The organism is Tateyamaria omphalii (genome assembly GCF_001969365.1).
Lineage (GTDB): Bacteria > Pseudomonadota > Alphaproteobacteria > Rhodobacterales > Rhodobacteraceae > Tateyamaria > Tateyamaria omphalii_A.
In genome coordinates, this window is sequence record NZ_CP019312.1 from 732,555 (window position 1) to 747,719 (window position 15,165).

Annotated in this window: 16 protein-coding genes, 1 tRNA gene and 1 pseudogene; 9 read left to right on the forward strand and 9 right to left on the reverse strand. The window is 61.2% G+C overall.

Annotated features, from left to right (window positions below):
• Positions 1 to 80: 80 nt before the first annotated feature.
• Together trpA and BWR18_RS03605 are read right to left on the reverse strand one after the other, a co-directional pair.
• Positions 81 to 875 carry a tryptophan synthase subunit alpha gene (trpA, locus tag BWR18_RS03600; protein ID WP_076626745.1) on the reverse strand — a complete coding sequence of 265 codons (795 nt, stop codon included), beginning with the start codon at positions 873 to 875 and terminating at the stop codon, positions 81 to 83.
• 60 nt (positions 876 to 935) lie between these two features.
• Entirely contained in the window at positions 936 to 1,379 is a 444-nt protein-coding gene (locus BWR18_RS03605; protein WP_076626746.1) for an acyloxyacyl hydrolase, read from the reverse strand.
• Between the two features lie 233 nt (positions 1,380 to 1,612).
• Here BWR18_RS03605 and ychF point away from each other — a divergent pair, with 233 nt between their 5' ends.
• The 3 genes from ychF (at position 1,613) to BWR18_RS03615 (ending at position 3,239) form a co-directional block, all read left to right on the forward strand.
• Positions 1,613 to 2,710: a redox-regulated ATPase YchF gene (gene ychF / locus BWR18_RS03610; RefSeq protein WP_076626747.1), complete on the forward strand. Its 1,098-nt coding sequence runs from the start codon at positions 1,613 to 1,615 to the stop codon at positions 2,708 to 2,710.
• Positions 2,711 to 2,903: 193 nt separating this feature from the next.
• The gene (locus BWR18_RS21565; RefSeq protein WP_157598639.1) at positions 2,904 to 3,068 is read left to right on the forward strand and encodes a hypothetical protein; all 165 of its coding nucleotides are present in this window, start codon (positions 2,904 to 2,906) and stop codon (positions 3,066 to 3,068) included.
• 81 nt (positions 3,069 to 3,149) lie between these two features.
• Positions 3,150 to 3,239: transfer RNA gene (locus BWR18_RS03615), tRNA-Ser, on the forward strand.
• A gap of 182 nt (positions 3,240 to 3,421) precedes the next feature.
• On the opposite strand, the gene BWR18_RS03620 is transcribed toward BWR18_RS03615, so the two are convergent.
• From BWR18_RS03620 to BWR18_RS03630, 3 genes are all read right to left on the reverse strand, one after another.
• Entirely contained in the window at positions 3,422 to 3,802 is a 381-nt protein-coding gene (locus BWR18_RS03620) for a VOC family protein (protein WP_076626748.1), read from the reverse strand.
• A gap of 55 nt (positions 3,803 to 3,857) precedes the next feature.
• Positions 3,858 to 5,285, reverse strand: a complete 1,428-nt coding sequence (locus tag BWR18_RS03625; protein ID WP_438873641.1) for an amidase family protein — start codon at positions 5,283 to 5,285, stop codon at positions 3,858 to 3,860.
• Between the two features lie 163 nt (positions 5,286 to 5,448).
• On the reverse strand, positions 5,449 to 6,618 hold the full coding sequence (locus BWR18_RS03630) for an iron-containing alcohol dehydrogenase (protein WP_076626749.1): 1,170 nt from the start codon (positions 6,616 to 6,618) through the stop codon (positions 5,449 to 5,451).
• A gap of 383 nt (positions 6,619 to 7,001) precedes the next feature.
• Here BWR18_RS03630 and BWR18_RS03635 point away from each other — a divergent pair, with 383 nt between their 5' ends.
• Together BWR18_RS03635 and BWR18_RS03640 are read left to right on the forward strand one after the other, a co-directional pair.
• On the forward strand, positions 7,002 to 7,439 hold the full coding sequence (locus BWR18_RS03635; RefSeq protein ID WP_076626750.1) for a hypothetical protein: 438 nt from the start codon (positions 7,002 to 7,004) through the stop codon (positions 7,437 to 7,439).
• A 263-nt stretch (positions 7,440 to 7,702) separates the two neighbouring features.
• Entirely contained in the window at positions 7,703 to 8,113 is a 411-nt protein-coding gene (locus tag BWR18_RS03640) for an RrF2 family transcriptional regulator (RefSeq protein WP_076626751.1), read from the forward strand.
• A 149-nt stretch (positions 8,114 to 8,262) separates the two neighbouring features.
• On the opposite strand, the gene BWR18_RS03645 is transcribed toward BWR18_RS03640, so the two are convergent.
• The 4 genes from BWR18_RS03645 to BWR18_RS03660 all read right to left on the reverse strand — a co-directional run bounded on the left by BWR18_RS03645 (position 8,263) and on the right by BWR18_RS03660 (position 12,332).
• Positions 8,263 to 8,895: a DUF1826 domain-containing protein gene (locus BWR18_RS03645; RefSeq protein WP_076626752.1), complete on the reverse strand. Its 633-nt coding sequence runs from the start codon at positions 8,893 to 8,895 to the stop codon at positions 8,263 to 8,265.
• Positions 8,892 to 10,106, reverse strand: coding sequence for a GTP-binding protein (locus BWR18_RS03650; protein WP_076626753.1), 1,215 nt, complete (start codon positions 10,104 to 10,106; stop codon positions 8,892 to 8,894). Before BWR18_RS03650 ends, BWR18_RS03645 begins: the two co-directional genes overlap by 4 nt.
• A gap of 136 nt (positions 10,107 to 10,242) precedes the next feature.
• Complete coding sequence (locus BWR18_RS03655; RefSeq protein ID WP_172839350.1) at positions 10,243 to 11,190, reverse strand: nickel/cobalt transporter; 948 nt, start codon at positions 11,188 to 11,190, stop codon at positions 10,243 to 10,245.
• Between the two features lie 26 nt (positions 11,191 to 11,216).
• On the reverse strand, positions 11,217 to 12,332 hold the full coding sequence (locus BWR18_RS03660) for a zinc ABC transporter substrate-binding protein (protein ID WP_076630101.1): 1,116 nt from the start codon (positions 12,330 to 12,332) through the stop codon (positions 11,217 to 11,219).
• A 56-nt stretch (positions 12,333 to 12,388) separates the two neighbouring features.
• Here BWR18_RS03660 and BWR18_RS03665 point away from each other — a divergent pair, with 56 nt between their 5' ends.
• From BWR18_RS03665 to BWR18_RS03680, 4 genes and pseudogenes are all read left to right on the forward strand, one after another.
• The gene (locus BWR18_RS03665) at positions 12,389 to 12,907 is read left to right on the forward strand and encodes a transcriptional repressor (RefSeq protein ID WP_076630102.1); all 519 of its coding nucleotides are present in this window, start codon (positions 12,389 to 12,391) and stop codon (positions 12,905 to 12,907) included.
• Complete coding sequence (locus BWR18_RS03670) at positions 12,904 to 13,635, forward strand: metal ABC transporter ATP-binding protein (RefSeq protein ID WP_076626755.1); 732 nt, start codon at positions 12,904 to 12,906, stop codon at positions 13,633 to 13,635. Before BWR18_RS03665 ends, BWR18_RS03670 begins: the two co-directional genes overlap by 4 nt.
• On the forward strand, positions 13,635 to 14,432 hold the full coding sequence (locus BWR18_RS03675; RefSeq protein ID WP_076626756.1) for a metal ABC transporter permease: 798 nt from the start codon (positions 13,635 to 13,637) through the stop codon (positions 14,430 to 14,432). Before BWR18_RS03670 ends, BWR18_RS03675 begins: the two co-directional genes overlap by 1 nt.
• Before the next feature lie 36 nt (positions 14,433 to 14,468).
• Positions 14,469 to 15,026, forward strand: a pseudogene (locus BWR18_RS03680) (integrase core domain-containing protein); the annotation flags it as partial.
• Positions 15,027 to 15,165: the final 139 nt, after the last annotated feature.

Consider the following 15,165-nt stretch of genomic DNA (forward strand, 5'->3'; position numbering starts at 1 on the left):
CATCGCCGCATTTCGGCTAAAATTCAATAATTACAGATGTTTCCCGTTTGGCGGGAGATTTTTCGGCAGGGATTTGCCTGTCAAGCAGCGTGTGCGCCGTTTGCCAGGCTTTTGACGAATTCCAGAACGCTGTCGACGCTGTCCCCTGCGCCAATGCGGCTTACGATGGCCGAGCCGACCACGGCGCCATCCGCCACAGACGCGATGGCGCGCGATTTTTCCGGCGTGTTGATGCCGAAGCCGACAATGATCGGCAGGTCGGTTGCCGATTTGATGCGCGCCACCTCGGGGCCGACATCGCCTGCCTCGGCCTCTGCCGCGCCGGTGATCCCGGTGATCGAGACGTAGTAGACGAAGCCGGATGTGTTTTGCAGCACCCGCGGCAGGCGATTGTCGTCTGTTGTGGGGGTGGCGAGGCGGATGAAGTTGAGCCCGGCGGCCTGTGCGGGCGTGCACAGTTCGCTGTCTTCCTCGGGCGGCAGGTCTACAACGATCAGACCGTCGATCCCAGCTTCTTTTGCCTGCGCCAGGAACGTGTCGACGCCGCGCGAATAGATCGGGTTGTAATAACCCATCAGAACGATGGGGGTCGTGTTGTCCGTTTCGCGGAATGCACGGGCCAGATCGAGCGTGCGGTCCAGGGTCATTCCCGCCTCAAGCGCCCGTTGGCCGGCCAATTGAATGGTGGGTCCATCGGCCATCGGATCGGTGAAGGGCAGGCCCAGTTCAATGACATCGACGCCTGCGCCGGGCAGGCCGCGCACAACCTCGAGCGACGTGTCGTAGTCGGGGTCGCCCGCCATGATGTAGGCGACGAACGCCTTGCGGCCTTCGGCCCTGAGTGCGGCGAACTTGGCGTCGATCCGGGTTTTCATCCTGCTCTCCCTTTGCGTCCCGCTTCCCCTGCCAAAGCGGTGCGGGAAAGGCAAGCGCCGTCAGAAGCGGAAGTGGTACCGGATGTTGTAAACATTCATGCCCGGGTTATCGTCGGCCAGGCTGGCATTTGACTTGTGCGAGATGGAGGCCGACAGCGCGCGGCCGTTGTCAAATTGATAACCGACGCCCAGAAGTGAACGGATTTCAAAGGACGAACCCAGATCATTGCCTGGCGTCCCTTTCTCGAAGAACCCGGGCATGATGCTGTTGTCGATGAACCAGCCGCTCTGCCATTGCCAGCGCGACCAAAGTCCGCCGCCGATAAAGGCGTCGCCTTCGGCCGAGAGGCCCAGATTGGCGCCCCATGCCACGGAAAGCACGCGCTTTTGGACAAAGGGCGTGTGGCGGTATTCGAGGTCAAGCGCAGCGCTGTCCGAGCCCTGATCCCCGAAATCGGTGGAGCCGAGCCCCAGCGTCCATTCCTGCGCCGTTGCCCCTGCCATGCTTAAAAGGAAAACAAATATCGAAATGTAAATGCGGGTCACAGTACTTGTCCTGTGTCTTTAGTGTGACTTCGGCACCGTACGGGCGCGCCGACCCGCAACCTGCTTCGGGATTGGGGGCAAATTCAAATCCTTTTAACCCGTCCCTTTCGTTTTTTTCCGCATATGTCACCGCCTTGCACCTGTTGGCTGTCCTGCTAGAAGCGGCGCAACCGCACAGAAGGATCGTTCCGATGGGTTTCAAAATGGGTATTGTGGGCCTGCCGAATGTCGGCAAGTCGACCCTGTTCAACGCGTTGACCAAGACGGCCGCCGCGCAGGCCGCCAACTTTCCCTTCTGTACCATCGAACCCAATGTGGGCGAGGTTGCGGTGCCGGATGCGCGGCTGGACACGCTGGCTGGCATTGCCGCGTCGAAGCAGATCATCCCGACCCGCATGACGTTTGTCGATATCGCGGGCCTGGTCAAAGGTGCGTCGAAGGGTGAGGGGCTGGGCAATCAGTTTCTGGCCAATATCCGTGAGGTTGATGCCATCGCCCATGTACTGCGCTGTTTCGAGGATGGGGACGTCACCCATGTCGAGGGCCGTGTGGACCCCGTCGCTGATGCCGAAACCATCGAAACCGAGTTGATGCTGGCCGATATCGAGAGCCTGGAAAAGCGGTTGCAGAACATCGTGCGCAAGGTTCGTGGTGGCGACAAGGAGGCGGTGCAGCAGGAACGGTTGATGAAGCTGGCCTTGGCCGTTTTGGAAGACGGCAAACCGGCGCGTGTCGTCGAGATCGACGATGACGATGCAAAGGCCTGGGGCATGTTGCAGTTGCTGACGACCAAGCCCGTTCTGTATGTCTGCAACGTCGGTGAGGCCGAAGCCGCCGAAGGCAACGTCCATTCCGCGAAGGTGGCCGACATGGCCGCCGCCCAAGGCAACAGCCATGTCGTCATCTCGGCCCAGATCGAGGAAGAGATCAGCCAGTTGGAAGATGACGAGGCCCAGATGTTCCTCGAAGAGATGGGCCTGTCCGAAGCGGGCCTCGACCGGTTGATCAGTGCGGGTTACGAGCTGCTGCATCTAGAAACATATTTTACAGTCGGCCCGAAAGAAGCGCGTGCCTGGACCATCAAATCGGGCACATCGGCGCCCAAGGCCGCGGGCGTGATCCACGGCGATTTCGAAAAGGGGTTCATACGGGCCGAAACCATCGCCTATGACGATTTTGTCGGTCTGGGCGGGGAACAGGCCGCCAAGGATGCGGGCAAGATGCGTGCGGAAGGCAAAAGTTACATCGTCAAGGACGGCGATGTGATGCACTTCCTCTTCAACACCTGACCGCCCGGCGTCACAAATAGTTCGCTGAACTGTCGCGATACGGATGAGTGTGGCATGGACAGTCGGCGCGGGCAGTCAATAAGCAAGAGCCCATCCAACCTCGTTCTGTGGGCGCGATGGTTGTTCTTTGACGCAGGTCCGACCTGCTGGCCCGATACCTCAAGTCTATGCGGTCCTTTCACGCAGGTTGGATATGCAAGATACCCTGACACACCTGCCAGAATGGGCGATCATACTGACGGTTGTATTGTTCGCATCCGGTGGCATCTATTTCACCAAATCCCACGACAAGGGATGGTCAATTGAATTTGGCGGGCTCGCCCGGCTGATCGAGGCTTGGCGCAAGCGACGGCGATAAATGAAACAAGCGCCACTTCTGTTTAAGGGTGATGGCATTCCCGCCTTGCACCTCTGTGCTCACTTCGTTAGAGCGGTCAGCGGAGACGTGGCCGAGTGGTCGAAGGCGCTCCCCTGCTAAGGGAGTAGGCCCGGAAGGGTCTCGAGGGTTCGAATCCCTTCGTCTCCGCCATTTTCATATGATTGGATTGCGTAAGCGGCTGACAAAACGGTGGTTTTGTTGGCAACGGACAGCGTTTTGCGCGGCATTGTATCGGCAAGTGGCCTGTGCGGAACCCGCGAGCGGCATAGTCTGTTTTGACTAGTCTTGCCTGCGACAATTGATGGCGATGTTTGGCCCGCGCTGCGCACTCGTCACCCCAAAAAGACAAAGCTCATTTTGTTGCCGTCGAGGTCGCCGAGATAGGCGCCGAAAAAGTCCGGTACGTATTTTGGGCGGGGGCTTGGATCGCCTTCGTCGGTGCCGCCCTTGGCCAAGCCGATGGGGTGTGCTGTTTCAACCTGCGCCCTGCTTTGGCATTCCAGGCCCACCATGTTTCCGTTTCCGGCCGCGGCCGCTTTGTCGTTATGCGGGGTGGCCACCCAGATGCGTCGGCCGCCGCGCAATTGGTAGCACACCGCGTGCGGTATGAATTCGGCAATCATGTTGCCACCAATCTCTGGCAGGACGGCATCGAAAAAGTCATGGGCTTTTGCGACATCGTTCGAGCCCAGCATGACGTAGTTCAGTGACATCTTATGCTTCTTCGGGGGTGAATGCGGCGTGTTTTGCCGGGGCCGTCGCAGCGGGTCAATCGAGGTGCGTCCACAAGGTGTTGCAGGCCGGGGGGATGCGGACTTCGATGGCGTGCATGGCGTCCACGATCAGGTCCTCGCGCCACCTTCTGCCTGCGATTTGCACGCCAATGGGCTGCGGTCCGTCGGGCAGGTCGGCGATATGGGTTGGCAGGTTGCCAGCAGGCAGCCCCGTGAAATTCATGATGAAGGACCATTGGGAGGCGCCCAGAGCATCCCGCACCCCCTCCGCCCCTTCGGCGTCGCGCCCCGGTCGAAAGAAGGGTTTGAGCATGAAGGGCGTCAGGACCAGCGGGTAGTCGTCCAGAAAGAGCGCCCATTGCCGCGCGTAATGAGTGCGCTGCGCCAGCATCGTCAGTTGCTCTGGACCCTCATAGGGCGGGAACTGGCGGTAGTATTCGTCGAAGATACTATTGAGTTCTGCCGATCCATACTGCCGGATGTCAGCGCCAAGCAGGGCTTTGACCTCGCCCATCAGCGCACGGTATCCCACGTCGCCGGTTTCTTTCGCCAGTGGCGGTTCCACGGCGTCAACCGCATAGCCCGCGTCCGACAGGGCAGAGGCGGCTTTGTCGAGTGCGGTTGCGACCTCCGGATGCAGGCCAAAGCCGAAATCATCGCGCGACACGGCCACGCGGATGGGACCATCCAGTTCTGCGCCGCGCCAGGGCAGGCGCGCGTGAAACGGGTCGCGCGGGTCCGCGGCGATCAGTGCCGGCATGGACAGGTGCAGGTCGGCGGCATTGCGCGCGATCAGCCCTTGGACGGACATGGATTGCGCAAGAAGGCCCCGCTCGGCCTTTTGGCTCGGGTTGAAGGCCGGCACGCGGCCCAAGCCCGGCTTGACCGTGACCGCGCCGTTCGCGGCTGCCGGAAACCGCAGCGATCCGCCAATGTCATTGCCGTGACCCAGAGCGCCGATCCCGGCCATGACAGCGGATCCGGCCCCGCCCGACGACCCACCGGCGGACACGTGACGTCCCCACGGGTTGTGGGTGCGGCCATGAAGCGGGTTGTCCGTGTCCGCGCGAAACGAAAATTCGGGTGTGTTGGTGCGTCCCATCACGATTGCGCCTGCCGCTTTCAGGTTGCGGACGACGGGCGCGTCATCCGGCGCGATGATGTTTTTGAAGGCAGGCACGCCATTGGATGTCGCATGCCCCTTTTGATCGACATTGATCTTGATGGTCACGGGCACGCCGTGCAGCGGCCCTTTGGGTCCACTTTGCGCGTCGAGCTTTTCGGCCTCGGCCCGTGCGGTGTCCGCAAGGCTTTCGACCACCGCGTTCAGGTCCGGGTTTACGGCATCCATGCGGGCGAGGGCGGCTTCGGTGACTTCAATCGCGGACAGTGATCCGTCCCGCGTGGCTGCTGCGATGTCTGTCGCGCTCCATTGCCAGAGGGGTGTTTTGCCTGTCATCATGCTATCTTTCCGTCCCGGGCCGGAGCCTGATGTACTGGCCCTGTAGAGACTTTAGCAGGTCGCTTGTCGACAGACCAAGGCAATAGGAGCATGCGGCCCGAAGCCTGCCCCGCGTTGCCCTGTCTGTGGCGATCAAATGACGGGTGCGCGACGGATGATCGTTTTAGGCGACCGTGGCTGCAACCGGCATGCGCAGCATCAATCCGGCGATTTCGTCAAAATCCGCATCAACGACGGGGCAGGCCGCGTTTTTGGCCATGCCGATGTTTGCGGCGTTTTGCATCTCTGCCGACAATGCCTGTGGTGTCACGCTGGTGCAGTCCGGGGGCAGCTCCGGTTGTATTTTGCAGGCGCGCATCAACTTCGAAAACGCGTCTGGCAGGACCTCTGCCGATGCGGCCCCGCCCAAGGCCTGCGCCGCCTTGGCATAGTTTTCGGCGCCGTCGGGACGCACGACCAGCCAGGGTAGGCTTGCCTCCAGCGCGAGCCCGGTCGCCAGACCGTGGTGCACCCGCACGAGAGAGCCGAGCGCGTGGCTGATGTTGTGACCCATATGCGTGTTGCAGTTGTGCAGGGCGAGGCCCGCGACCATGCTGGCCCACAGCACCTGCCCGCGCGCCTGGAGGTCAGAACCATCGGCGACGGCGCGGGGCAAAGCGTCAGACAGCAGGCGCAGCGCTTCCAGTCCGTAAAGTTGCCCTGCGGGGCTGGTGTTGCGCGCCGTGGCCCCCTCCAGCGCGTGCGCGACGGCGTCAATACCGGTCCATGCGGTCAGGTGCGCCGGCAGGCTGAGTGTCAGTTCTGGGTCCAACACCGCTTGGGCGAACATCAGGTCTTCGCCCCAGAACCAGGTTTTCCATCCATCGGCCTTCGAGATGACGGACGTACGGGTCACTTCCGAGCCTGTCCCGGCGGTGGTCGGAATGGCGATGGCGGGTATTCCGTTCGCGGGGAGGGGGCGTGCGGCGAGCGCGAAATCCTGCGCAGGCTGACCCGAGCGTGCGATGGCGGCCACCAGCTTTGCCGCGTCCATAGCGGCGCCGCCGCCCAGGCCAATGACCACGGCCGCGTCCATCTCGCGCGCGCGGACGCAGAGATTATCAATCAAGGTCTCCTTCGGTTCGCCGGAGACGTCGGCGGCCAGTTCAAACGACACCCCTTTGGCTCCCAGGTGCTGTGTCAGCCGTTCGGTGACGCCCAGCTCGGCCAGTATCGCGTCAGCTATGATCAGAACAGGGCCGCCGCCCAGCGACGCCACGATGCGGGGCACTTTTGTCATCCGTCCGGCGCCGAAGGTGACAGGTGGAACTTGACCCATGTTGAAGTGTTGCATTGGCCCCTCTTTCAATGGCTTGACTGACATCGTGTGCCGCGCGTTCCATGATGTAAAGCAGCGGATCGCGGCCGAAGATATGTTGGAACCGACGCAGTAGGTCGCTGCCAGGATCTTTTTGCATTGGATGGCGGAGTTTGGCCGGGTTGGGGGCTGGCGGCCTTCGAAGGGCATCACCAATGTATCGTTCGATGGACCGAAATCCGACTGAGCAGGGACGTGTGCCTCAGTGAACCGGACTTGTTTCCGAGCGCCGGTTGTTTTGTCCACCCCGGAATTCGTGCAGCCGGGCAGGCGCGCAGAGGTGGAGTAGCGCCCATACGCACCCGAAGGCTCACAAAGTGAACGGGAGCGCGCAAATATCCGAACGCAACTTTGAACGCATGACCAAAGCCGAAGTCGTCGCAGCGCAGCGCGCGTGGGCCAGATGCGTGACCGAGCAGGATGTCGAGGGCCTGCTGGCGCTCTATGATTTCGGCGATCCGGATGAACCGCTGCTGTTCAAACCCACCTTGGCCGATGTGATCCGGCTGGATCGTGAGGGCGCGCGCGCCTATTTCGTCGGCGGCAACCCCGACTACCCGCAGGACAGCGGGTTTTTGAAACGCGGTTGGAAGAAGGTCGAATTTCAAAGTGCGGTTGGCCCGATCCTCAAGACCGATGGGCTTGGGTATAAGGATATGGGGCACTACACATTTGTCGATGGTGACGGCAATGCGACGCGCGAGGACTACACATTTGCCGATCACAGGCTGGACGGACATGTCCTGATTTCGCTGCACCACTCGTCCTTGACGTGGTTTCCACCGGTCGATGAATAATCCAGCGTTGGCACGGTAGGGCCGCGGTCATCTCGCGTTGTTTCGGACGGCACGGGTTCACATTCGCATCAGGCAGGATCGGTCGAAGCTCAGACGGCGCGGAACAGAGACATATTCTCAGCCGTCAGGTCCGGTGGTACCGTTGTGCACGCAGCAAACACAACAACAGCAGATGTCACCCGAATGAAACAGGGCTATTCAAGTTGCCAAGTACCCCAGCGCGCCGATGTTGCGATGTCGTGCCATGATGTCGGAGCGAACGGATGAAACGTAACTCACGCCTGTCTCTTGCCTTGCATGCGTTAAGCCACATGGCGTTCAACACCGATCAGCCGCACACATCTGCCGACATTGCCGCGCATGCAGGCACCAACCCCGTCGTTGTCCGCCGGGTCTTGGGCAAATTGCGCGAGGCGGGTCTTTTGACGTCAGAACGTGGGCATTCCGGGGGCTGGCGGCTTGCGCGCGCGCCAAGGGACATAACGCTGGCGGATGTGTACCTGGCGCTTGAGGAAAGCCTGGTCGCTTCGCCATCGGAGACCGAGCAGGATATGTGTTCGGTCGAGCACGCCTTGGCGATCCGCGTTTCAACGATCATGAACGACGTCGAGGCGAGCCTGATCGAGCGCCTGTCGCGCACAACAATTGCCGATGTTCGGCACGCCGCGCAGTAGCTGCATTCTGTTGCGACCAGCCAGCGTCGATCCAAGCATCATTGCAAAGAACGAACCCTGGCAAGAACGGCGCCTTTAACCAGCGGGCTTGCAGGGATGCGGGGGGGCAATCAAGCCTGATCAAGATCGTTTCGTGCGTGGATGCCTGCCTAATCCGTGCCCAGCTCAAAAATAGGGTCCAGAACCAGGACCAAACGTGTCTCACCGGTGCCCTCGATCGGCGGTGAGCGGTGCAGCACCCCCGATTTCGGTGTCTCAGGCCATTGTGTGCCGCGCATGATCATGGGTGATCCCGTCGGCACGGTGAACACAAGTTCAGGCTCTGCCCCGTCAACAAAGGTGCCGTACTGCGTGCCAGTACCGCGATAGGTGCAAATCAAACGCGCTTTGATTGCGTCAATGTGGAAGCGGCGGCAGGCGTTTGTTTCAATGACATCAAGGCGCACCTGCAGATACGGTGCCTGCATGATATCCGCAAAGCATGCCGCGAGTGTTGACACATCTGCGACAAGCCACGCGCATTTCGCGTCATCCGCGATGCCGGTGCGCGCGCAGAGGTGTTGAACGGCGGCGCCGACCTCTTCGGGGCGCAGGACCAGCCGTGCCGCTGGAAGCGAGGCAGCGGACAGGTCGTCAATCCATGTCTGGAAGCCGTCCGGCAGTTGCCGCCGCCAAATGGCAGCAGCGCATCCGGGTTCTTGGATCGCGGACAGGTTCTCAACCCGGTCCGTGACGCCGACGCCGACGGCGGCCTCCCTGGCCCGTGCGGGTGCGAGGCTCATGCCGCGTCTTCCGCGCGGCGCCAACCGGGAAACGGATCTGGCAGATCCAGAGGCAATACATCAGGGCCTGGCGCCAGGCTTTCGGGGACCAGGCATTCATCAAGACGCGCTTTAAGCGCAGGCCAGTCGATGCCCGTACCGATAAAGACAATCTCTTGCCGACGATCCCCCCAGGGTTCGGACCAATGCGCCTCCATGTAGGCGCGCGCGCTGTCGTGATCCGGCCAACGGTCCTTGGGGACAGACGCCCACCACGTGCCCAGGGGCTTCACCGATGACAGAGCCCCCGCAAGCGAAAACTCGGCCACCCAGTTGGGCCGTGTGGCGAGCCAAAAGTGCCCCTTGGCGCGGATCACACCGGGCAGATCGCCATTGAGGGTTTTCATGATCTTTTCCGGCTCAAAGGGTTGGCGCGCCCGGTAGACAAAGCTGGCGACGCCGTATTCTTCCGTCTCGGGGACATGATCGGCAAAGCCATACAGTTCCTTGGCCCACATTGGGTGTTCGTGCGCCTTTTCAAAGTCGAACATGCCGGTGTTCAGGATCTCTTCGGCAGCGACATCCGAATGGTTGGTTTCGATGATCCTTGCGTCTGCGTTCAGGCTGCGGATGATCTTGCGCGCAGCATCGGTGCGTTGCGGTCCTGCATCTGCCACCTTGTTCAGGATGACCACGTCCGCGAATTCGATCTGTTCCACCAGTAGGTTCACCAGGGTGCGGTCGTCTTCCTCGCCCAGTGTTTCGCCCCGGTCGCTCAGGAAGTCGTGGCTGGAATAGTCATTCAGCAGGTTCACGGCATCGACGACCGTGACCATCGTATCCAACCGTGACACGTCAGACAGGCTTTCGCCGTCTTCGTCCCGGAAATCAAAGGTTGCCGCAACAGGGAGCGGTTCGGAAATGCCTGTTGACTCGATCAGCAGATAGTCGAAACGCCCTTCGCCTGCGAGGCGGCGCACTTCGTCCAGAAGGTCGTCGCGCAATGTGCAGCAGATACATCCATTGGACATCTCGACCAGCGTTTCGTCGGTCCGTGACAATTCGGTGTCTGCACGCACGAGGTCCGCGTCGATATTCACCTCGGACATGTCATTCACGATCACAGCGACACGGCGCCCCTCGCGGTTGTTCAGGACCCTGTTCAGCAGTGTTGTCTTTCCTGCGCCCAGGAAACCGGAAAGGACAGTTACGGGTAGTCGGGTGTCAGTCATGGCGAAGAGACTCCTATGTGTCGTGCTTGGCTTTGCGGATGCAGCGCATACGCTGAGTGTTCGAGGCGTCGGGGGTGGTTTGTGCAGAGGGTGTCACGCGTTCTACGGTCGAAACTTATGTGATAACATTACATTTTTAGGGCAAGACAAAGGGGCCGTCCAGATATGTTCGGGTGAGCGCGAGGCTCGCCAACGCAATGAGCGTCCCACCCGCGATATGAAGGATTGCCGAAAAGCGCTGCATTGCGAAACTGTCCAGCGGACGCGCCGCCAGATGTCGCGCGGCCACTGCGGACGCAGCCACGATCAGGTTGAACGCCGCCGTACCAAGACCCATCGTGACAACGGCAAGACCCCCAACTGCAAAAATATCAAGGCGCCAGGCAATTACCAAAAGAAACAGCGCACCCGTGCACGGTCGCATGGCGATACTGGCAACAATTGCCGCCGCTTCCTTGGTGGATCGCAGGCTTTGGACCTGAGATGCTGTTGGGCCATGTGAGTGGCCGCAGCCGCACATGTGATCGTCGTGATGATGGCGGTGCTCTGATTTTGGCTCACGCAAGGCAAGGCAACCGCGTCCGACGAGCAGCAGGCCGATCCCGGCGATGGCAATGGCACTCGCGGGCGCCAGCCAGTCTTCGGTCCAGCTCGCAATGTCGTTGGCAAGCCAGCCCAGCATGTGGGTTGCGACAAAAACCAGCAAGATTGCTGATCCTGCCTGGGCAAGGCTGGAGATGAGTGTGAGCGACGCCATGCGCCGCATCGTTGCGCCGCTTGCCAAGGCCGCGCCACCAAGCAGGACTTTGCCATGCCCGGGCCCAAGCGCATGAACAAAGCCATATGCCGCCGTGGCGCCGCAAAGAGCGAGAATGGCAAAGCTGTCGCCGCTACGGATGGCGCGCAGTGACCCTGTCATGGCAGCCTGAAACGCACGCTGTTCCTGGGCGGCCCAGAACAAGACGCTGGGCCATGGCACCAGCGCGTAGATCACGACAGCCAAGGCGATGCCTGCCGACATCAATGCAAAGAGCCTGGCGCGGTTTGGCGTCCGCGCCGGGCCGTGAGCGGCGGCCGATCGCATGGCGACCGAAACGCGTGGCTTGGCGTTTACAGGCATTCCACCAGGGCGTTTGCCATATCGCGGATCAGCTGCGGATAGAGTGCGGCGCCCGGCTCAAGGGCCGCGCCAAGCGGATCAATGACGCTTGTGCTTGCTTCTGTGCCTTCCAGCACTGTTGCGATCAGGCCGGCGTTGAACTGCGGCTCGGCCAGAACACAATCAACACCTTCATCACGGATACGGTCCTGGATCTCGGCGATACGCGCCGGGCTTGGATCAGACGCATCCCCGATCGAAATCGCGCCGGAGGCGGGGAAGTCGAAATCAGCCTCAAAGTACTGGTAGGCGTCGTGGAAGACGATGAAGCTGCCGCCGCGCACCGGATCCAGCGTCGCATTGATCTCTGCGGACAGGGCCTCCATCTCGGTGCGCGCGGCAGACGCGTTGGCGAAGTATGCCCCTGCATTGTCGGGGTCCACTGCGGACAGCTCTGCCGCGATGACATTCAGCCACGCACTTGCGTTTTGCGGTGACAGCCAGGCATGGGGGTCGTGATCGCCGTGGTCATGTCCGGCGTAGTCGTCGTGCCCGTGATCGTCATGATCGTCGTGGCCCGCATGATCTTCGTCGCCGTGATCGTCATGTGCGTGATCGGCATGCCCATGATCATCGTGGTCTTCGGCCTTCACTTCCTCGTGCCCGTGGTCATCATGCCCATGATCGTCATGCGCGTGATCGTCGTGGCCTTCAGCTTTCGCTTCGTCGTGGCCATGATCGTCGTGATCATCGTCGTCGTGTGCTTCGAACAGCACGCCTTCGCGGAAATCCAGCAGAGTGATGCCATCGGCCTCAAGCAGCTCTGTGACGGATGCGTCCTCCGCCAGTGTTTCAATGGCATCTTCCAGTTGCGGGGTCAGATCGTAACCGATCCAGAACACCACGTCAGCATCCTGCAGCGCTTGTGCCGAGGAGGGGCGCATGTTGAACCCGTGCGGGGATTCGCCGGACGGAATGACCAGGTCTGGTGTGCCGACACCGTCCATCACGCGCGCGACCAGCGAGTGCACGGGCGCAATGTCAACGGCGACACGCGGCATGTCTGCCATTGCAGTTCCGCCCAAAAGCGCGGCATAGATTGTAAGATAAAGAAGCTTCCTAGACATCAGGGTCACCTTGTGATCTTATAACGTTACTGTTGCCGTACATGATCAAAGTTTCCATGACAAGCAATCAAGCATCCGCGTCTGCTGCCGCGCAGCGGCCCGTCGGGTTTACAAATCATGATCACGACAAGTGCGTGAAAACCGCCTTGGCCGCGGCAGAGGAGCGCTGCTCCAAAGGCGGATTGCGCCTGACCCCGGTTCGCAGGAAAGTTCTGGAACTGCTTCTGCAAGAGCATCGCGCGCTCGGGGCCTATGCGCTTCTGGATCTGTTGAAGGATGCGGGGTTCGGGTCGCAACCGCCCGTAGCCTACCGCGCGCTCGATTTCCTGACAGAACATGGGTTTGTGCACAAGATCGAGCGCCTCAATGCCTTTGTGGCCTGCAGCCATCCGGGCCAAGATCATTCACCGGCATTCATGATTTGCCGTCTGTGTGATGCCGTGGTTGAGGCGCAGTCGTCCCCGGCCAAAGGCACTTTGGGCGACGCCGCAAAGGCGGCAGGCTTTCAGATTGAAAAAACAGTTGTCGAAGCCGAAGGCGTCTGCCCGGAGTGTGTCGGCAAGGCTGACGCATGACCTTAGTCACTGTCACGAACCTGAGCGTCGCCTATGGCGCGCATGTCGTCCTGCGCGATGTCGAACTGGCCGTATCATCTGGTGAGATCGTGACCATTGTGGGCCCGAACGGCTCCGGCAAGACCAGCCTGTTGCGTGCGATCATCGGCGCGTCGCCACCGGCCAAGGGGAGCGTGCAGCTCAAACCCGGGCTAAAGATCGGATATGTTCCACAACGGCTGCACATCGACCCGACGCTGCCCATCACGGTCGAACGCTTTATGCGTCTGACCGCGCCGGTTGATCGGCGCGGCTGCAGGGACGCGCTGGATGCCGTTGGTATGCCTGACCTGCTGACCCGCCAGATGTCGCAACTGTCGGGCGGGCAATTCCAGCGCGTGCTGCTTGCGCGCGCGTTGATCAACGCGCCGGACATCCTGTTGCTGGATGAGGCGACACAGGGCCTCGATCAGCCTGGCTCTGCCGCGTTTTATCGCCAGATTGAAACGGTCAGAGAGCAAACGGGCTGCGCGGTGCTGATGATCAGCCACGATTTGCACGTGGTGATGAGCGCCTCTGATCGGGTGGTCTGCTTGAACGGCCATGTCTGCTGTCAGGGCACACCGGCGGTGGTGGCCTCTGCGCCGGAATACCGCGCGCTGTTTGGTGCTGGCACCGGCGGTGCTCTGGCGCTCTATCGGCACGATCACGATCATCACCACGATACCCGTCCAAAGGCTGCCGAATAATGCTGGATGATTTCATGACGCGCGCGACCCTTGCCGGGATCGGTGTGGCCGGTGCCGCTGCCCCGTTGGGTTGCTTTGTGGTGTGGCGGCGCATGGCTTACTTCGGGGATGCGACGGCCCATGCGGCCATCCTTGGCGTGGCGCTGTCGCTCGCTTTCGAGATGTCCATTTTCCCTGGCGCGCTTGCTGTGGCGCTCATCATGGCCCTAACTGTGACCCAACTTGCCGGGCGTGGATATGCGATGGATACGCTGCTGGGGGTGATGGCCCATTCCGCGCTGGCCTTCGGGCTGGTGGCGGTGTCCTTCCTGTCGGGGATACGGATTGATTTGATGGCCTATCTGTTCGGTGACATCTTGGCTGTGTCCCGGACGGATCTGCTGGTGATCTGGGGTGGCGCGGCGCTGGTGGTCGCTTTGATCACGTGGCGATGGTCGGCCCTTTTGGCATCAACCCTGAACGAGGACCTGGCCTATGCCAGCGGGTTCAATCCCAAGCGCGAGCAGCTCATTCTCACGATGTGTTTGGCGATTACAGTTGCGGTCGCGATCAAGGTGGTTGGCGTCTTGCTGATTGCCGCGTTGCTGATCATTCCGGCTGCCGCCGCACGGGGCACGGCCCGAACCCCTGAGGCGATGGCCGGGATTGCCGCCGCCATTGGCGGCGTGTCGGCCGTGGTCGGTCTGCGCGGTGCTTACCTGTTCGACACGCCTGCAGGACCGTCGATTGTGTGCGTGGCGGCGATCATCTTCGCGGCTCTGAACCTCGTGCGGTTGGGCACGGAACGCCAGTCCTGAGGCATCCCGGCGCGCGGGCAGTTGCAATGTCCATGGGGCGGTCGCAAGCGCGCTGTCGGGACGCGGACGCCCATGGTGATCCCGCAAGGCCCGAACCAGAGATGGTCGCTCGACTTCATGTCGGATGCTCTGGAGGACGGTCGCCGGTTCCGTGTGCTGAACATCATCAATGACTTCAGCCGGGAACGCTTGGTCGCCGTGGTGGACACATCCATTGGCAGTGCGCGTGTCGCCCGTGAGTTGGACCGGGTCGCCGAGTTGCGAGCGTATCCCTGCATGGTGGTCGCAGACAACGGGACGGAGCTGACCTCCAACGCGATGCTCAGATGGCAAGAGGATCGCCAGGTCGGCTGGCACGACATCGCGCCTGGCAAGCCCATGCAAAACGGCCTCGTCGACAGCTTCAACGGTCGGATGCGTGAGGAGTGCCTCAACGAACACCTGTTCCCGTCTCCGCGCCATGCCCGCCGCATGATCGCGGCATCGCGCACCGACTACAATCACAACCGGCCTCACTCCAGCCTCGACGGGCTCACCCCGTGGGAGTATCACCAACGGTCAAGAGAGGACCAAACCCTAAACAGAACTAACTGAGGAATGCGGACTCACAGGGGCGCAGGTCAAGGGCAAAAAACGATCGGAAAAGGACGATTTCACCCAAGGGGACATGGTGACTGACGGCCTTGACGCAAATGAACATGCCGGCCCCAAGAGCAGCCAAGACCACCTGAGA